General features: G+C 52.3%; 17 protein-coding genes. 15 read left to right on the forward strand and 2 right to left on the reverse strand.

Annotated features, from left to right (window positions below; translation table 11 throughout):
- Nucleotides 1-4: 4 nt before the first annotated feature.
- Entirely contained in the window at nucleotides 5-1,225 is a 1,221-nt protein-coding gene (locus EDM59_RS17155; RefSeq protein WP_183192937.1) for an MFS transporter, read from the reverse strand.
- 177 nt (nucleotides 1,226-1,402) lie between these two features.
- Between EDM59_RS17155 and EDM59_RS17160 the strand changes: the two genes are divergently transcribed.
- From EDM59_RS17160 to cysK, 3 genes are all read left to right on the forward strand, one after another.
- Entirely contained in the window at nucleotides 1,403-2,287 is an 885-nt protein-coding gene (locus tag EDM59_RS17160) for a LysR substrate-binding domain-containing protein (protein WP_246011084.1), read from the forward strand.
- Between the two features lie 147 nt (nucleotides 2,288-2,434).
- Complete coding sequence (locus EDM59_RS17165) at nucleotides 2,435-3,472, forward strand: hypothetical protein (RefSeq protein ID WP_122924708.1); 1,038 nt, start codon at nucleotides 2,435-2,437, stop codon at nucleotides 3,470-3,472.
- A 294-nt stretch (nucleotides 3,473-3,766) separates the two neighbouring features.
- Nucleotides 3,767-4,681: a cysteine synthase A gene (gene cysK / locus EDM59_RS17170; protein WP_122924709.1), complete on the forward strand. Its 915-nt coding sequence runs from the start codon at nucleotides 3,767-3,769 to the stop codon at nucleotides 4,679-4,681.
- A 67-nt stretch (nucleotides 4,682-4,748) separates the two neighbouring features.
- On the opposite strand, the gene EDM59_RS17175 is transcribed toward cysK, so the two are convergent.
- A complete protein-coding gene (locus EDM59_RS17175; protein ID WP_092274142.1) occupies nucleotides 4,749-5,951 on the reverse strand; it encodes an amidohydrolase in 1,203 nt (400 codons plus the stop codon).
- 264 nt (nucleotides 5,952-6,215) lie between these two features.
- Here EDM59_RS17175 and EDM59_RS17180 point away from each other — a divergent pair, with 264 nt between their 5' ends.
- The 12 genes from EDM59_RS17180 (at nucleotide 6,216) to EDM59_RS17235 (ending at nucleotide 17,889) form a co-directional block, all read left to right on the forward strand.
- Nucleotides 6,216-8,195 (forward strand): BglG family transcription antiterminator, encoded by a 1,980-nt coding sequence (locus EDM59_RS17180; protein WP_122924710.1) that lies wholly within the window; start codon nucleotides 6,216-6,218, stop codon nucleotides 8,193-8,195.
- Nucleotides 8,125-9,264 (forward strand): amidohydrolase/deacetylase family metallohydrolase, encoded by a 1,140-nt coding sequence (locus EDM59_RS17185; protein WP_122924711.1) that lies wholly within the window; start codon nucleotides 8,125-8,127, stop codon nucleotides 9,262-9,264. The genes EDM59_RS17180 and EDM59_RS17185 overlap by 71 nt, the downstream gene beginning before the upstream one ends.
- Nucleotides 9,255-9,629 (forward strand): hypothetical protein, encoded by a 375-nt coding sequence (locus tag EDM59_RS17190; protein WP_122924712.1) that lies wholly within the window; start codon nucleotides 9,255-9,257, stop codon nucleotides 9,627-9,629. The genes EDM59_RS17185 and EDM59_RS17190 overlap by 10 nt, the downstream gene beginning before the upstream one ends.
- A gap of 30 nt (nucleotides 9,630-9,659) precedes the next feature.
- Nucleotides 9,660-10,022, forward strand: a complete 363-nt coding sequence (locus EDM59_RS17195) for an SFCGS family glycine-rich protein (protein WP_092274130.1) — start codon at nucleotides 9,660-9,662, stop codon at nucleotides 10,020-10,022.
- Between the two features lie 3 nt (nucleotides 10,023-10,025).
- A complete protein-coding gene (locus tag EDM59_RS17200) occupies nucleotides 10,026-10,364 on the forward strand; it encodes a DUF4312 family protein (RefSeq protein ID WP_122924713.1) in 339 nt (112 codons plus the stop codon).
- 21 nt (nucleotides 10,365-10,385) lie between these two features.
- Entirely contained in the window at nucleotides 10,386-11,174 is a 789-nt protein-coding gene (locus EDM59_RS17205; protein ID WP_122924714.1) for a DUF4311 domain-containing protein, read from the forward strand.
- Nucleotides 11,174-11,824 (forward strand): DUF4310 family protein, encoded by a 651-nt coding sequence (locus tag EDM59_RS17210; protein WP_092274121.1) that lies wholly within the window; start codon nucleotides 11,174-11,176, stop codon nucleotides 11,822-11,824. The genes EDM59_RS17205 and EDM59_RS17210 overlap by 1 nt, the downstream gene beginning before the upstream one ends.
- Nucleotides 11,825-11,853: 29 nt before the next feature.
- Nucleotides 11,854-12,969, forward strand: coding sequence for a DgaE family pyridoxal phosphate-dependent ammonia lyase (locus tag EDM59_RS17215; protein ID WP_122924715.1), 1,116 nt, complete (start codon nucleotides 11,854-11,856; stop codon nucleotides 12,967-12,969).
- A 5-nt stretch (nucleotides 12,970-12,974) separates the two neighbouring features.
- A complete protein-coding gene (locus tag EDM59_RS17220; protein ID WP_122924716.1) occupies nucleotides 12,975-13,694 on the forward strand; it encodes a KDGP aldolase in 720 nt (239 codons plus the stop codon).
- 24 nt (nucleotides 13,695-13,718) lie between these two features.
- Nucleotides 13,719-13,976 (forward strand): HPr family phosphocarrier protein, encoded by a 258-nt coding sequence (locus EDM59_RS17225; RefSeq protein WP_122924717.1) that lies wholly within the window; start codon nucleotides 13,719-13,721, stop codon nucleotides 13,974-13,976.
- A gap of 76 nt (nucleotides 13,977-14,052) precedes the next feature.
- A complete protein-coding gene (locus tag EDM59_RS17230) occupies nucleotides 14,053-15,381 on the forward strand; it encodes a sensor histidine kinase (protein ID WP_122924718.1) in 1,329 nt (442 codons plus the stop codon).
- Between the two features lie 252 nt (nucleotides 15,382-15,633).
- On the forward strand, nucleotides 15,634-17,889 hold the full coding sequence (locus EDM59_RS17235; protein ID WP_122924719.1) for an immune inhibitor A domain-containing protein: 2,256 nt from the start codon (nucleotides 15,634-15,636) through the stop codon (nucleotides 17,887-17,889).
- Nucleotides 17,890-18,063 lie beyond the last annotated feature (174 nt).

An 18,063-nucleotide genomic window follows, 5' to 3' on the forward strand; every position in this document is an offset into this window, starting at 1 on the left:
GTGATCAGGAATGGGGTGTCGCTGCAAAAAGTTTCTTGGTCTTGCCAAGGAACAGGCCCATGACGAGTGACACGACATTCCCCACAATTAAATAAGCAAAGGCGATCTCGTAAGACCCATGAAAGGCTTGGATCAGGGCTCCCATGATAGCTGGCGTTAGGAAAGAGGCTAGATTCGCCCCTGTATTCAGCATGCCGAACGCGCTGCCCATGATTTGAGAAGGCAGCTGTTTGAGTGGCATCGCCAGAATCCCCATGTAAGCAACCTGAAAACTAAAACCAGCGACAACCTGGGCGAGAATCGTGAGCGCGAGTGATTCAACGGTGAACATCGCGTAGATCGATAGGGCTGCTAGAAAATTACCGAAAATGATTACGTATTTTTCCCGGTTCGCGAAAATCTTGTCGACCAGCCATCCTCCGACCAAATACCCGATCATTCCCGCTAGCGTAGGAAAGGAGGCGTAGATCCCTGCGTCCAGCAAGTTGATCTTCCGGACATTCATGAGGTAGGAGGGAACCCAACTGCTTAGTCCCCACATCGCTGTATACAGACCGAAAAGGGCGAGCATGATTTTCCACATGGCCGTTGATTTCAGCAGAGCCCGCAGAGTTACGGTTTGCTGTTCAGAGGTCGTGCTGTCGGAAGCTGCAGCTGGTTTGGATCGCAGAAAAAAGAAGTACATCAACGCGAGGATAACGCCGAGGATCCCCAAAGAGAGATACGTGTTTCGCCACCCGATCTGGGTAATGAAATAGGCGCCGCCCAGGCTCGCTACAAATCCTCCCAGCGTGATAGCCACGAGCAAGACGGACTGCGTACGCGTCCGTTTTTCAGGAGCAACATTTTCGCTCATTAGCTTGGTAGCTGCCCCCGGAAAAGCTCCTTCTCCCAGTCCAAAAATAAAGCGGATGACCAAGAGCGAGGTAACGGACCAAGCCAGCCCTGACAATCCAGCAAATAGAGAAAAAACGAGAATGGTGGTAACGATGGCGATTTTGGAGCCGTACCGGTCCGCCAGCCAACCTCCGGGAATTTGCATGAGCGTATAGCCCAAGTAAAAAATACTCAAGACAATGCCCAGAGATGCGGCGTCCATGTGCAGTTCTTCCCCAATGGGAACGATCGCGATGTTGATGAACATACGATCCATGGAAGAAATGAACCAGCCCAGGAAAAGGAGAGGAATCGTGAAGCCATTTTGCTGGAATGATCGAATCGGCAAAAACATACCCCCTCGTTTCGATATCGCATCCTTCATGCAGACTAGCTATAACTGAATTTGAAATTCGGCTTGTCGTATGAGGGATATTCCTAGTATAAAAAGGTATCTGCAATTGCGGAAATATTTGAAAAAAACTATAATGATACCTTAAAAGTATAAGAGGGTGGGGAGCTTCCTGTGGAACTCAGACATATCCGTTATTTTCTGGCACTAGCCGAGGAGCTGAATTTCAGTCGTGCAGCAGAGCGACTGCATATCGCTCAACCGCCGCTCAGCAGGCAGATTCAGCAGCTGGAGGACGAGGTGGGTGTTCCTTTGTTCTACCGCAACAAGCGTCGGGTGGAATTGACGAATGCGGGTAAAGCGTTTTTGGAAAAAGCGTATGAGATGATCGATCTGGTAGAGGATGCATGCGATACGGCACGGATGGCAGCCAGGGCGGAGCACGGAAAGCTCATTATTGGATTTACAGGCACGGCTGAAAATCTTTTGCCTCTCTTATCCGACTATCGCAGGAGGTACCCAGATGTCAGTCTGAACCTCCAGCTGATGGGGACTACTGCGCAAGTCGCAGCACTTCAAGAAAAACGAATCGATGTCGGGATTCTCACTCCGCCGGTCACCAATGAAGAAATACTGGTAACGAAGTTCGAGAATCCCCCATTGGGAGTTGTCTTACCCGAAAATCATCCGTTGGCAGAAAGAGGTGGGCCTATCGCCATCGCGGAGCTTGCGGAAGAATCCTTCGTGATTACACCGCGCTCGATCGGGCAAGGCTTTTATGATTCTGTGACCAGGATTTGCCATGATGCTGGCTTTTCTCCCAAAATTACAGTGGAGACCCATGATATGCCGACTGTTTTTGCGCTCGTATCTGCCGGCATGGGGATATCCCTGACCCCTTTCATACGGACTCGGGTGAGTGGTGTGGTGTTTCGAGAGCTGGCCGAACGGGCTGCGGCTACAGAAGGGGGAATTGCGTACAGGAAGGGCGAGAAGTCGGAGGTCCTGCATTCCTTTTTGGAAATGTTTTGGGAGTTTATTTCCAATCGTGCCGTTTAGTCTGTTATCTGCCAAGTCTCGACGCGATTATTGGCCTTTCGACTTATAGGGTTTCTTCCTGTCGATCATGTATGATGGTGATATGGTACCATTTGGCAAGCGAATCAGTCCGGATGGGGGAGAAAGAGGAGGGTAAGGAGTCACAGTATGGGCAAGAAAAAGAATAGAGTATTCATCGTAATCGCACTGATCGTGCTGGCGGCAGCCGGATTTGCGGGGAGCCGGCTGCTTGGCGGTGTTTCCGTTGCGGAAGGCTATGTGCATGAGGAAGAGAACCGCATGATCTTCGCAAAGGTCATACCGAATGCTGATCAAACAAGGGTAGAGGTCGTAGACAACTTTGTTGAGACGCAGGACAGCATACCGGTTCTGAAAAGCGAAACCTACGACTACACGGGAACGATGGACGGCGAAAAGCTGACGCTTCAATCCCAGTCCGGCGGGGTTATGGAGGCGACGGTAAGTGCCGGTGAATTGGTCTTCCAAAGTCCTTTTCAAGAAGGGGGACAAGTACCAGCAAAGCTTTTAGCGAGCACGCCGGTACAGTACCAAAAGCAGCTGGAGACGATGACAAATCGGATCAACGAGCAGGCTGAAGTGAAGAAAAAGGAAGTCGCCGAAAAACAGGCAAAAGAGAAAGAGAGAGTCGAGTTCGCCAAAAAGGTAGAGAAGACCGACAGACTGGCTGCCGATTTGGTGGAGAATGCGCAGTATTTGACCGATTTGCAGTTTCCAGATGAAGCAGCCGTGTACCAGAGCCATGTAAGCGAGCTGCAAGGGCTGCTGGATGAAATCAAGCTGTATGCGGGACAGCCTGCTTTGCAGATGACAGAATATGAAGTCATGAAAGAAACGGCAGGTGCGATGAAGGTTCTCGTAGACGGCATGAGCTCCATGAATGACAGCATTCAAGACAAGAAGAGGCGCATGGCCGATATCACGGGTGTGCTGGAAACCGATCTGACGGATATTAAGGCAACATGGGAGGAAATCAAAGCGAAGGCACCCAAGCCGGAAGTACGTCAGAAAGCGGTGGATGCTGCAGTGAAGGCCGCAGAGGAAGCGATTGGGCAGGCGAAGAAACGAATTTCCTCGATCGAAGCAGAACGGGATACGGCTTCTCAAAAGGCGGACAAGCTGTATGGAGAAGCCAATGCCTTCCTGAGCAAGGTGAAACCGAAATAATAGAAGCAACAAAAGCATGATCGAGGGACAAAACGATACGGCGGAAGCGGCCTATTTCAGCAGCTGGTTCGGCTTGGTCGCAGCCGCCATGCATTACGCGATATCCGTTTACCAAGCCGCTCCAGACTTTTCGCTCCCGAACCTGGTCGCAGAGCTGATCCCGGAATCCGGCTCACGCGGGCTTTCGGTTTGTTGGCGAGAGTTAAACCAATTGGGGTTTTCATATCAACTTACTTGTATTATCCTAAGGAAGACTAGAGATTCATGTAGATCGAGTCTTTCAGGAGGTTCATGATGAGCGTCTATCAAAATATAACCGAGTTGATCGGAAATACTCCCCTCGTGCGTTTGAACCGGATCGTACCGGCAGGCGCAGCTGAGATTTATGTCAAGCTGGAAATGCAGAATCCTTCCGGAAGTGTAAAGGACCGGGCAGCCTACAACCTGATCTTGACCGCAGAGCAGGCAGGGTTGATTCAGCCGGGTGATACCATCATCGAGCCAACCAGCGGCAATACAGGAATAGGCCTTGCGATGAACGCAGCGGCGAAAGGCTACAAAGCGATTTTGGTCATGCCGGACAACATGTCCAAGGAGCGAATCAACCTGTTGAAGGCCTACGGGGCTCAGGTGGTATTGACTCCAAGCGAGCTGAGAATGCCGGGAGCGATCGCCAAAGCGGAGGAGCTGAAAAAGGAGATCCCGCGCAGCTTTATCCCCCAACAGTTTGAGAACAGGGCGAATCCCGACATCCACCGTGTCACAACGGCGAAAGAAATCTACGAGCAGATGGATGGACAGCTGGATGCATTCGTGGCGACTGCAGGTACGGGAGGGACGATTACCGGTACAGGGGAAGCATTGCGCGAAAAGCTGCCGGAGCTGTACATCGCGGTGGTCGAACCAAAAGGATCTCCTGTCTTGTCGGGAGGAAAACCAGGTCCGCACAAGCTGGTCGGTACCAGCCCAGGCTTCGTGCCGAAAATCCTCAACACCGACATTTACGACGAGATTATTCAAATCGCGGATGAGGACGCTTTGCAGACGATGAAGGCTCTGGGGGCCAAAGAGGGAATCCTCGTCGGACCTTCCTCGGGCGCATCGGTCTTTGCTGCCATTGAGGTTGCCAAACGTCTGGGAGCGGGCAAAAAGGTCGTTTGCATTGCACCGGATACCGGCGAACGCTACCTGAGCATGAACTTTTTCTAAAGGCCATTAGGTTAAATAAAGAGGGCAGGGAGCCGAAGCTCCACTGCCCTTTTTTTCATTCGCACCACTATTTCGTGACAACCGCTTCCTGATGACGTTCCTGATAGGAGAGCAGCGCACCGATAAACAGCTGACCGGTTTGCAGCATGGAACGCTCATCCACATCGAATTTTGGATGGTGATGCGGGTACGTCGCCTGAATGTCAGGGTTGCGTCCGCCTGTCATGAAGAAGGTCGCCGGACGTTCTTTGGCAAAGTACGAGAAGTCCTCTCCACCCATTCCCGGAGGCATCCGGTAGAAGCCTTCCTCGCCAAACAGTCGCTTCGCTTCTTCCTCAACGAAGGCCGTTTCGACCGGATCATTCCAGGTCGCTGGATAGCCGCGCTGGTATTTGATCTCGCATTTCGCACCGACAGCCTGGCAGTTTGCCTCGACGATACGGATGAGCGAGGCTTCGACCGCATCGCGCACTTGCTCGTCGTAGGTACGCACGGTACCTTTCAGGCGAACCTGGTCAGGGATGACGTTGAACGCCTCGCCGCCTCCGATGAACGAGCAGACGGAGAGCACGACTTGCTTGAGCGGATCCACTTGACGGCTGGCAACCTGCTGCAGATTCATAACGATCTGGCTACCGAGGACGATCGGGTCGATGGAGGTATGCGGATAGGCACCGTGACCGCCTTTTCCATAGAGAACGATCTCGAATCCATCCGCAGCTGCCGTCACAAAACCGGTTCCGATTCCTACTTGTCCAAGTGGCAGATCAGAGGCGACGTGCGCACCGTACACGACATCGACACCTTCGAGGCACCCGGCTTCTACCATGGCTTTCGCACCGCCAGGAGGAAGCTCTTCGGCAAACTGATGCAGGAAGACGACGTTTCCTGGCAGCTCGTCACGGAATTCGCTGAGGACCTGAGCGACGCCCAAAAGCCCTGCCGTATGAATGTCATGGCCGCAAGCGTGCATCACGCCTGGAATGCGAGACTTGTATTCTACTTCTTTTTCATCCTGGATGGGCAGGGCGTCAAAATCGGCACGCAGCGCAACGGTTTTTCCTGGCTTACCGCCACGCAGCAGCCCCACAACACCCATGCCGCCTACACCGGTTTTTACTTCGATGCCAAATGACTCTAGCTTGGCCGCTACTTTTCTCGCTGTGTTTTCCTCTTGAAAAGAAAGCTCCGGGTACATGTGCAGATCACGTCTGAATTGGACGAGCTCCGGATAAATCTCCTGCAATCGGGCAAAAAGCTTTTCACGCACGCTACCCACTCCTTTGTCTGAAAGGGATTTATGTAACCAATCTCTATCATTATAGAAATATTCAGAAACCATTGGCAATCCCTATTTTCAGCGCGATCAATCTACGAAACCGGGAAAAGAGAGAAAATGCTGTCGAATAAAACTGATCATTACAAAAATTGCACGATTGATGGGGAAAGGAATCGTTCTTTACCGCTGCGAAAGCGTTTTCTATAATGAGTCTCAAGCAAGGACAGGATGCATTTGGACGGAAAGGAGAACGGAATGGTCTTTTTAACAGCACGCTCCCACGCGTTACTGAAAGTCATACTCGACAGCTCCTATCCGCTGAAAATCAAGGATATCGCTCGCGATTTTCAGGTAAGTGAACGAACCGTCAAATACGATCTGGAGAACGTCAGACAATGGCTGAAAGAGCGAAACGTCACTCTCCATTCCCAGCCGAATAAAGGGCTGTGGATCAGCGAGGATCAAGAGCGAAGAGGGAGTTTGCGCGAGATGCTGCAGGGAGAGGAGAGCAAAACGCTCATCCTGCATCAAAAAGATCGCGTCAAGCTGTTGACGTTTATCCTGCTTCTGGCAGAAGGGTATTTGCGGATGAATGATTTGGCCGATCACATGGCGGTCAGCAGAAACACCGTCGCGCTTGATATCAAGGAAGCGGAGAAGCTGTTTGACGGGTGGCGCCTGGAACTGGTAACGAAGCAGCGCTACGGGATACGAGTGGACGGCAGTGAGCGGCAAAAGAGGTTTGCGCTTGAAAGTCTAATCCATGATTTGCTGGATGGAGCAGATATGTACCGGATCGTACAAGGCGTATTGCCGGAGCACGGACCGGATACCTGGACCGGAACCTTATTGGAGAAATGGTTGATCAGCCGAGAGGAGCTCGGAGAAATCATCGGAAGCATCAAAGCGTGGATGAATGCGGCCGAGCAGAGCCTGCCAGACCGAACGCTGATCAGCCTGCTCATTCGCCTGTGCATCTTGGTCCATCGCGTACAGCGAGGCCAGCTGGTGCTAGAGGACGATGCCGAGGCAGACGAAGCACAGCAGTGGCAGGGCTACGAGCGATTTTCCAGTGAAGTCATGGCCTTGTGTCATCGCCTGGCTGTCCACATACCGAAGCAAGAGCTTGCCTACGCGTGCTTGCCTTTGCTTGAGATGCCCTTCCGGCGTGCGGTACTGGACGTATATCAGGCGGGGAAAGAGCTGACTCATGCTGTCAGCAGCCGGATGCAAGCTCCCTTGTACGACGATCAGGAGCTGGGCAGACTGCTGTTCGCCCATCTGGACGACAGTCTGAACCGTTATCGGCAGGGTGTGCTCTTTGCCAATCCGCTCTCCGATGAAATTCGACGGACGTACTCCCGCATGTTTGATGCTGTGAAACGCTCGTGTGAAGAAGTGTTTTGGCATCGCGGGGTCTATTTGCTCGATGCAGATATCGCCTACCTCGTGCTTCATTTTCAGGCAGGCTACGATCGGTGGCTCGAACAGAAAAAAGCGGATGCGCTCGTGGTTTGCGGGACAGGACGCGGCTCCTCGCGATTTTTGAAAGCGTACTTGGAAAACGAGCTGCGCTCCCTGCGAGTCGTAGGTCTTTGTTCCAGCACAGAAGTCGATAAGTACCTAGCGAGCCGTCGAGTGGATGTCATCATCAGCGTGCTCCCTGTGAAGGCAGAGGTGCCGGTTGTCGTCGTCAGTCCATTGCCGACACGTCAGGACATCAGCCAAATCCAGCGCTGTCTGGAGAGGCTGCTACCGGAAATGGCCAACAAGCCAAAGGTGGCATCCGTTAGACAAGATGCCTGGATCCCCAGTCTCGTTTCTGATCTGAACCCCAAAGATTTGCCCGTGGTGGAAAGACTGTCCCAGGATGTCATCTGCAAGGGCTACGAGATCAGCCACCGTGTCGTGGAAGCCTTTCGGGACTATTTAACCGAGCAGACGGCAAGCGGGCTTACCCTGCATCTGCTGCTCATGGTCAATCGCCTTGTCTTTGGCTCTCCGTATCAGGAGGAATGGGAATCGGTGGGGGATGCCGAGTCGAGTGAATGGAAGCGTTGGCGTGAGCAGTTGAATGAGCTCTTGGCAGAGGCGGAGCTTCATGTCCCTCCGAGCGAAGTGACAGCCATTCTGCGTTATTTTTCAGGAAAGGAGACTTCAGAGAGTGAAAGTGGATCTGCTGGTACAGGGCGGGCGAGTCATCGATCCCTCCCAGAGCCTGAACGGGCTTTATGATCTTGCCATACGGGAAGGCAAAGTTGTGGGCTTGTATGAAAATCGGAAGGCAGGGGAGCCCTGCCCAATCGAAGCAAAAGAGACAATCAACGCGGAAGGCTGCCTGGTCACGCCTGGTCTGATCGACCTTCATGCGCATGTGTTCCCGACCCAAACCTTCCTCGGCGTGGAAGCTGATCGGGTAGGAGTGGAGCAGGGAGTCACGACAGTCGTCGACGCAGGGAGTACAGGGATAGGGGCCTTTGATGCTTTTCTCGAAGAAGCCGTACGTCCTTCTGTCACGCGAATTCTCGCATTTCTGAATATATCCGGCGACGGCTTGTGCAAAGGGGGAGGAGAGCTCGGGGATATGTCCCGCCTGACTCCACGCGAGGCTGCTGCGCTCATCCGCGAGCAGCCGCTCCTTCGGGGAATCAAGGCCCGCATGAGCAGCTCGGTAGTCAAGCACAATGGCATTCGACCCTTGCATGTAGCCAAGGAGGCGGCGAGGGAGGCCGGTGTCCCCATGATGGTTCATATCGGCAACGCTCCACCCAGGCTGGCGGAAGTTCTGGCATTGCTGGATCGAGGGGATGTGGTCACGCATGCTTTTCACGGAAAAGCGGGGGGGATGTTTGACGAGGGCGGTGAGCTGATTGCGGAGGCGCAGGATGCACTGGATCGCGGTGTTTTGCTCGACATCGGGCATGGGGAGTCCAGCTTCAGCTTTCGCACTTTACGTCTCGCGCAGGCAAAAGGAATCGCCCCTCATGTGATCAGCACAGATGTGCATCGGCGAAATCTGGATGGTCCCGTGCACAGCCTGACGCATACGCTTACCAAGTTTCTCGCAAATGGCTATCCGCTCGAAGCGATCGTCGCCGCGTGCACAAGCGCACCTGCACGCATCCTCGGAATGGAAAACGAGATCGGGACACTGAAGCCAGGTGCCTGTGCAGACGTTACGATCCTGCAGCTGCGAAAAGAGCCGACACGATTAACGGATTGTGAAAACGAAACCATCGAGACAAGTGAACGACTGGTAGCTCATCAAGTGATTACTTCAGGAAAGGTACTGACATGCAAATGATGGATGACATCCTCAAAGAGTTGACAGAATCAAAACAGGAAAATAAATCTGAAATTTCTGAATGCAAGGTGATTCTACACAGGATCGAAGGGGAAACGCGGCGCGTGGGCATCGACATTCCCAAAGACAGGTGGCTGGCCATCGGTGCTCATGTTCTCGGTTTTGTACGCCGCATGAAAAACAAGGAAAGGCTGCCCGTAATTGAAGCGGAGCTGTTCGCAGAAATCCATCCGGACATGGTCGCGCTCTCACGCCGGGTACTGGTATCCGAGGGCGAAGCCTGGCAAGTGGATGAAACAGAAGCCTTTTTACTTGCTGTACATTTTGAGGCCATTCGCGTCATGCAAACAGATCCATCGCAGTGAAAACGGGTAGGAAAGAGAGGGTGTCTACACATGTCCAAGGTAAAGATCGTGATCGGGGATCGTCTAGGAAAAGGACAAAACATCGCCAGAGGAATTGAAGCCGCTGGCGGGACGGCCATCATCATACCAGGTGTAGGAGCAGATATGAAGGTAGGGGACGTGATGGTACGGGAGGGAGCAGACCTCGGGCTGTCGTTTTGCGGGAGCGGAGGGGCAGGAGCGCTCACAGCCAAGACCAAGTACGGCTTTCCTGTCGAGTACGGACTTCGTTCGATCGACGCGGGTATCACCGCTTTGCGTAGCGGCAAGAAAGTGATTGGCTTTGGCTTTATGGACACCGAGGAGCTGGGCAGGCGCATGGTGGAAGAATTCGTCAAGCTGGGAGGGAGGTAGCGCATGTATACGGAAACGACGCAGACGTTGCGATTATCCGGGAGCGCCGATACGAAAGAAGGGGCCTTCAACAAGATATTTTCCCAGATCAAGCACGTGGTGGCGAGACAGACAAACGATTTGGTCGTGCGGATCGAACCGATTGGTCTAGAGGTGATTTCGGCCACGGAGACCGTTCGCCAGGAGCGGCTGTTCGGCTTGTTCTTCCCGCGGAAACGGACGCGCTATGACATTACCGTCGATATGCAGGTGAGGCTCGGCGTCGTGCAGGTAGAAAACATTTCGTTTCATCAGCAGACCGAGCAGACTGCAGATGCCTGGCAGCTCGTTCGTCAGCGATAGAAACAAACAGGGGGAAGGTTCATGGTAACTTTGATGATCGTTTTGAAGTCCATCGTCATCGGAGCGTTGGTTGGCTTCGGTGTTGGGGCAGGGGCGGCGAGGATGTTTCATGCGCCCAATGTCCAGGGGATGGGGGCGTTCCGGACATTCGGAGAGCTGAATGCGTGTGCGGGCGATCCGATATCCCACTTTTCGTTCGGACTGGGCTTTTTGTTCAACTCCTGGGCATCCGTCGTTGGTGCCGGTGCTTTGACACAGGATGTGGACCATCGTGTCATTCCGAACTGGGCGGCGGCAATCCTGCTGTGGAAAAACAAGAATGTCGAAGAGACTTTGCACAATCCAAAGCGGATGGCGATCGCAGGAGCGGCTGTAGGGGTAGTTGTGGTGACTCTCCTGAATTCCACGGCGACGGCGATTCCCGAATCGATGCAGCTGGTGGCGACAAAAGTGCTGGTGCCAGCCGCGAACTGGCTGATCAATCCGATCATGCCGATCGTGTTCTGGATGGCGGCTATGGATGCGGGCAAGCGGACAGGGATATGGGGCACTGTTCTGGGCGGTATGTCGCATCTGGTCATGGGCAACGCTGTTCCGGGGATCGTTTTGGGGATCTTGATCGGAAAAGGCTTGGACGACAGCGGCTGGAACAAAATCACGAAGACGATGCTGGTTGCCGTGATCCTGCTGTTTGTCCTGAGCGGTTTCTTCCGTGCCTTTGATGTCGCCCTCCTGAAGAGCATGCATGTAGAAATTCCTGACTGGCTGGTACAGCTTCACGAAACGTTTGGATCGGCGGTGAAAAAGTAATGGGTGAACTTTCAGCAAAAGGATTTTGGTATTCCGAATGGGCGTTTCCTCTCTTTGTCGCGTGCTTGGCTTCTGGAATATTTGCCGGTACTCATCTCTACTACGTGTATCATATCGGAGCTTTCAATGATATCGCGATCGTCGCGATGCTGGAAGCAGGGATCAAGGGAGGAGGATACGGCGCAGCTGCTGCATTCGGAGCGAGCTTTTTGTTCGCGCGAATTTTGGAGGGGCCGTTGGTCGGGATTCTTGATATCGGGGGCTCTCTGCAGACGGGGATCGGAATTGGCGTTCCTGCCCTTATGCTGGGTGCAGGCTTTACGGCTCCCCTGACCTCGTTCCCCTTGGCGCTGGTGACAGGGGCATTGCTTGGCTTCGTCATCGGTTCCATCATCATTTTGATTCGCAAATATACGATCAATGCGGCGAATTCCACATTTGGTGCGGATGTCATGATGGGAGCGGGAAATGCAGCGGGACGTTATCTGGGCCCCCTGATCGTCATTTCGGCGATCATGGCTTCCATCCCCGTGGGACTGGGTGCGACGGCGGGAGCGGCGATTTTCTACTATTACAATAAACCGATTGCGGGTGGAGCGATTATCGGTGCGATGATCCTCGGCGCGATTTTCCCCATACCGACACAATGAGTACAATCAACGGGAAGGATGGACACCGGATGAGCATTTATCAAAAGCTGGGGTTAAAGCAGGTGATCAATGCGAGCGGGAAGATGACGGCGCTGGGTGCAAGTGCCGTCACACCTTCCGTCGCACAAGCGATGGGCGAGGCCGCCATGGATTATGTAGAAATGAGTGAGCTGATGCTCGTGGCAGGCCGGCACATCGCAGCGGTTACCGGGGCGGAGGATGGTTGTCCAACCTCGGGGGCAGCAGCAGGTATCGCCATCAGTGTAGCAGCGGCGATCACGGGCACGCATTTGAGCTTGATCGAACGGCTGCCTTGCTCGGAAGGCTTGAAAAACAAGATCGTGATCCAAAAAGGACACGCTGTCCATTTCGGTGCGTCCGTTCAGCAAATGATGGCACTGGGCGGTGGCAGAGCAGTAGAAGTTGGAAGTGCCAATCATGTTGAGGAAGCCCATCTGCGCGAGGCCATCGATGAACAGACGGCAGCACTGCTCTACGTCAAGTCCCATCATGCCATCCAAAAGGGGATGCAATCGCTCGAGACGATGATCCAACTAGGCCGCGAGCAGGGGATACCTGTCATTGTCGACGCTGCAGCGGAGGAGGATCTGCGGCGTTATCTAGCCAAGGGAGCGGATCTGGTCATTTACAGTGGAGGAAAGGCGATCGGCGGGCCGACCTCTGGATTTATTGCAGGTCGAGCTCCTTTGATCGCAGCCTGCCGCGCTCAGTATAAAGGGATTGGCCGGGCGATGAAGGTCGGGAAAGAGGCGATCGTGGGCCTTTTGACAGCTTTGCAGCAGTACGACCCGGAGAACCAGGACGCATCATGGCAGCGCACGCGGGTAGAGTGGCTGGCAGGGGAGCTGGACGGCTTGGCTGGCGTGAGCGCAAGCATCGCCCAGGACGAAGCAGGCAGAGCCATCTACCGCGTGCAGGTACGCATTGACGAACAAGTGACGGGGATGACAGCCCAGGAGCTGGTTCGCTTGCTGGAGCAGGGAGACCCCGCCATATTCACGCGCAACCACGCTATCAATACAGGCGTGTTCGCCTTTGATCCTCGGCCGTTTCATGCAGGGCAGGAGAAAATCATTGCTGCCCGGATGAAAGAGCTGCTGGAAAAACGAAAAGAAGGAGAGTAGTCCGCGTGCGCACAACAAACATACGCCTGAATGTACTGGCAAAGGATGTAGAAAACGCAAAGCAGATCAATACTTTGGCGCAAGGCCGCGTGCTGATCGGAGTGATGGTCAAAGGGTTTGCCACGGTCGAAGCGGCCGTGCGAGCCGTCCAGCAGTACCAGCAAGCGGGGATACCCGTTTCAGTAGGCTTGGGAGCGGGCGATCCAGCCCAATGGAAAAAAGTAGCGCAGGTGGCAATCCAAAAGGAGCCAGATCATGTCAACCAGGTCTTTCCCGCGGCAGGCTATACGCTGGGCGCCTTGCAGGCAATCGGAAACAGTCACACGCTTGTGAATGCATTGATCACCCCAAGCAACCAGGCAGGAAAAGTGCAAGTGACTACGGGTCCCGAAAGTGAAAAAGTGGCGGAAGTGCTCTCCTGCGAGGCAGCTGCGGCCATGCTGGCGGAAATCGGGGTACATTCGGTCAAATTTTATCCGGTAAACGGAATGGAGAAGCTGGATGAAATCAAAGCGATGGCGAGAGCTGCTGTCCGTTTCGGCATACCCGTTTTTGAACCAACAGGGGGAATCGATGCCACCTCGATCCGTCCGATTGTCGAGGTCTGCTTGGAAGCAGGCGTCCAGCAGGTCATCCCTCATATTTACACCTCGATCGTGGATAAAACAACTGGCCTGACCCGGCTTGAGCAGGTAGAAGAGCTGCTGGCAGCCGTAGACAAATAAGGATCAAGTAAGGAGTGGATTCGAGTGAGTGAAAGACAGGTGACCGTTCAGCTGTCGCAAGGATTGCATGCTCGCCCTGCTACATTGTTTGTGAAGCTGGCGGCTTCCTTTTCCAGTGAAATCGGAGTAAAAAAAGAAGACAAGCACGTAAATGGGAAAAGCATCATCGGAGTCATGTCACTGGCGGTCGCAAAGGGGCATACGGTCACCTTGACCGCAGAAGGCGCAGATGCAAAGCTGGCTTTGGATGCACTGGAGCAGGTGTTGATTTCCGAGGCCTAACTGGACATATCCATTTCCGATAGACTAGAATGGAAACCGTGCCGACTACAAAAAGAAAGGCAATGGTTTCAAAGACATGGTTACTTCCTATTTAAAAAACTATCGAATTCTCCTCATCATGCTCATCTCGGTTGTACTTGTCTTCGTTATGACATGCGTGAGTATCGCCGCTTCTTACTTTAATACGATTCAATCCGTCCGCCTTTCGATTGCCAATCAGAGCATGAAGGCGGCTTCTTTTGTCGCGAGCCAGCTGGATACACGGGCCTACCAAGCCTTTCTCGAGAACCCGGTAAAAGAAAATCCGGCATATAAGCAGCTGGAGAAAGAGCTGGCAAAAGCAAGAGAGCAGTTTGGAGCGCTATTTTTATACATCTCAAAGATTGATGCGGATCAGCAGGGGGGGCGTGTCATGATTGCTTCCCTTCCTCCAGATTTGGATTACAACATGCAAATCGGAGAGCCCTGTTATATTAATGCAGAGCAAATCCAGATGATCGTGAGCGGTCAAACTTACTACTCCGATGTTATTTCCGATCCGATACACGGCAAATACTTATCGGCAGGGGCGCCTCTCTTGGGGGAAAACGGCCAGCTCCTAGGAATTGTAGGGGTGGATATGGATGTGCAGTCTGTTGACGGAATTGGCAGCGATGTTGTCCGAAGAAGCGTCCCCCTCTTCCTTTTCCAAGCACTGTTTGTCGCTGTGCTCGTTTTCGTCATTCTGGGGCTGCAGCGTTGGTATCAGCGGGAACTGAAAGCAGCTGTTGGGGATGCCGAGAGGACGTATCAAGACGAGCTGCGCTCCGTGATCTCCTCGATCCGTTCTGTCCGTCACGATTTCATCAACCATATTCAGGTGTTGTACGGACTGATTGAGTTTGGTTACTTTGACAAAGCGCGTGAATACGTCAAGTCCTTGTTACAGGAGACCAAGCTGCTGGATATTTCGGTTCGCATCAGCAACCCGGCGCTCATGATTCTGTTTCACACCAAATGGGAGCAGGCGAAATCGCGGAATATCGTGATGCAATTTGCAGAATGCCCAGATCCATTTGACGAGATCCCCTCAATTGACCTGATCAAATTGATGTCCAACCTGATCGATAATGCGCTGGATGCAGCAGCAGCAGGCCAAGGAGAAAAGTGGATTCGAGTCGCCTGCAAGCATGTAGAGCGGGAGTATCGGTTTGAGATCGAGAATTCAGGCCCCGAAATACTCCGAGAGCAAATGGACAAGCTGTTTGACTTTGGGTATTCGACGAAGCACTCCGCCGGAGGAAGGGCACGTGGGGCGGGACTTTGTATTGTTCAGGCAGTGGTGAGGAAGCACGGCGGCAGGATTGAGGCTGTATCAAACGAGGGTGTGACAAAATTCACCGTGCATGTGCCGCTTCGTTTATGATGCTATCATCATGAATATGCTAGTTCGATCGGATGGATATTTCGAGCTTTTACGACTTTTTTCGAGGGGAACATGCTAGGACTTTCGGTGGATTTCCTTTTTGTGGAATAAACTCTTTTGATCAAACATCATAAATTTGTCGAATAATTAAAATTGGTAAAAAACGGTCTGCGTGTCATAATTGACTTGTGTCGGAACTGGGGGGTAATCGGTTTTCCGGCCAATCACGAGAGATAGAAGAGGGTGAACGCAGTGAAGAATGGCAAGAAGTTTTTATCCATCTTATTTTCTTCTTCTTTGGTTTTCAGCAGCTTTGTAGCGTTTCCGGCAGTAGGTATGGCCAAGTCAAAGGACAAGCCCCCGCTTGAAATGGACTTGGCAACGGTCAACATGGAACGGTTGGTCCATGAATTGATAGAGCAGGGAGAGATCGATGAGGATGCTGATCAGGCCGAGATCGACAAAGCGGTCGAGAAGTATTTGAGAGGAAAAAAGGTTCCTCATGGCATCGATGAATCTACCTCCTTCGGGAAAAAAGCGAGCAAATCTCAGATGGCAGCTGTCTCGAAAGCTGCAAACAAAGTATCAAAGATGAAGGATGACAGCCAGGTTCGCTCATACAGGGCGCAGTTTAAGGATAACCTCGTAATTGCCCTGATAGAGTATTCCGATCTGGAACACAATCAGGTGAAAAAGAAGAGCGATTCCCTCTGGACAAAAGATTTCAGCCCTGAGCATTACGAGAAGATGCTGTTTGACCGCAATGGTTATATCACGCCAGAAGGTATCGATATGACAACGATGGCGAAGTTCTACGAGGAGCAGTCAGGTAAGACGTGGAAAGTAGACGGCGTTGTCACACCATGGCAGCAGGCTGAAAAAGATAAAGAATATTACGGCGCGAATGATAAGTATGGAGCAGACAGCCATCCGACTGAACTGGTGCGGGAAACCCTGAAATCTGTGGGAGATGCTATCGCAGGACATGAAGATGAATATGATCAACGCGACCCTTACGATTTGGATGAAGATGGCGATCTCATGGAGCCAGATGGCTTGCTTGACAATTTGATGGTCGTTCACTCTGGAATCGGAGAAGAAACAGGGGAAGACGAGGACGCCATCTGGTCCCATCGCTCAACACTGGAAGAGCCGATTCGAATTCCTGGTACAAGCCTTAAAGCATATGACTATATGATTCAGCCTGAGGATGGAGCTCCGGGGGTATTTGCCCATGAATATGGACACAATCTGGGACTGCCTGATCTCTACGATACGACTCGGCTGGGGCATGACTCGCCGGTCGGCGTATGGTCGCTGATGTCTTCTGGAAGCCACACCGGTAAGGTCTTTCAAACGCAGCCAACCGGATTTGATCCATGGTCCAAGCTGATGCTCCAGCAAATGTATGGTGGCAGATGGATCGAGGCACAAGTAATCAACTATCAGGATTTGAAAAAACGAAAGAAAACAGTGTCCCTCATTGATGGAAGCAGCCTGTCCAAGCAAGGCAAAGTCATCAAGGTGAACATGCCGCAGGTTGAAAAATTGCCTCCAACCACGCCAAAAGATGGCGACTATGCGTACTTCTCTGAAGAAGGCGATCAGATGGATCACAAGATGACTTCCGAAGTCATTGATTTGTCTGATGCGAGTACGGCTTCCATGCGTTTTGACTCGTGGAGATCGATCGAGGAAGGCTACGATTATCTTTATGTGAACGTAATCGACGTCGACACGGGAGAGAGTGTAAACGTAGAGAAGTATGATGACGTCACGAAGGATTGGGAGGGAGAAGAAATCAGCCTCGACGACTTCGTGGGCAAAAAGATTCAGGTGGAATTTAATTATGTAACGGATATGGCCTACTCCCTGCAGGGCTTCTATATGGACAACTTCGAAGTGGAAGCAGACGGCGAAGTGATCTTTGAAGACGATGCAGAAGGCGACAAGAAATTTGACCTCGATGGATTCGTTCTTTTCGATGGCAAAGGGAAAATGTACGACGCTTATTACTTGATTGAGCTTCGTTCCCATGAAGGGGTAGATATTGGTCTGAAATATTTCCGCCGCAGCGATACATTCCTGACGTATGATCCAGGTATGGTTATCTGGTACTACGATGGCCGTTATGGCAAAACGCAGGACAATAACACCAGCAGCCATCCAGGGTACGGTATGCTCGGTGTAGTCGATTCCCATCAAAAGGTTCACTACTGGAACAATGACGAAGGGAATGAAAAGGCGATTGCTGATTCCCGCTACCAGTTGAACGATGCTGCATTCAGTCCGGAGAAAACGTCACCTGTGGATCTGGACTACAAACTCGGTACGATGAAGTACAAATCGGAAAAAGGTGTTACCGTATTTAAAGACAGCAATGATTATTCGATGCCGGAAGTTCCCGAGGTTGGGAAGATCCTTCCTGAAATTGGATTGCAAATCAAGCTGTTGAGCGTGGCTCAGAAGTTTACGAGTGCACGAGTGGAGTTCTCGATCAACAAATAATCCCAAATGCAAAAGAGGATGCATACCCAGAAAGAGGGTATCGTGTCCTCTTTTTTCATTCTTTTGTTCGTGCCTTCGATTGCCCGTGTAACTGGTCTAAGCCTCCCGATTCTGCAATAGGTTATAACAATGAACGACAAGCTGCCCGTAGCTTCGCGCGCGAAGGAGACAACC

The organism is Brevibacillus nitrificans (assembly GCF_003710965.1).
In the GTDB taxonomy this organism is placed as follows: Bacteria; Bacillota; Bacilli; order Brevibacillales; family Brevibacillaceae; genus Brevibacillus; species Brevibacillus centrosporus.

Coding starts and splice junctions, on each gene's coding strand:
- EDM59_RS17230 (WP_122924718.1), top strand. CDS start 14,053: ATGGTTACTTCCTATTTAAAAAACTATCGAATTCTCCTCATCATGCTC.
- EDM59_RS17195 (WP_092274130.1), top strand. CDS start 9,660: ATGTCCAAGGTAAAGATCGTGATCGGGGATCGTCTAGGAAAAGGACAA.
- EDM59_RS17215 (WP_122924715.1), top strand. CDS start 11,854: ATGAGCATTTATCAAAAGCTGGGGTTAAAGCAGGTGATCAATGCGAGC.
- EDM59_RS17200 (WP_122924713.1), top strand. CDS start 10,026: ATGTATACGGAAACGACGCAGACGTTGCGATTATCCGGGAGCGCCGAT.
- EDM59_RS17210 (WP_092274121.1), top strand. CDS start 11,174: ATGGGTGAACTTTCAGCAAAAGGATTTTGGTATTCCGAATGGGCGTTT.
- EDM59_RS17205 (WP_122924714.1), top strand. CDS start 10,386: ATGGTAACTTTGATGATCGTTTTGAAGTCCATCGTCATCGGAGCGTTG.
- EDM59_RS17165 (WP_122924708.1), top strand. CDS start 2,435: ATGGGCAAGAAAAAGAATAGAGTATTCATCGTAATCGCACTGATCGTG.
- cysK (WP_122924709.1), top strand. CDS start 3,767: ATGAGCGTCTATCAAAATATAACCGAGTTGATCGGAAATACTCCCCTC.
- EDM59_RS17190 (WP_122924712.1), top strand. CDS start 9,255: ATGCAAATGATGGATGACATCCTCAAAGAGTTGACAGAATCAAAACAG.
- EDM59_RS17180 (WP_122924710.1), top strand. CDS start 6,216: ATGGTCTTTTTAACAGCACGCTCCCACGCGTTACTGAAAGTCATACTC.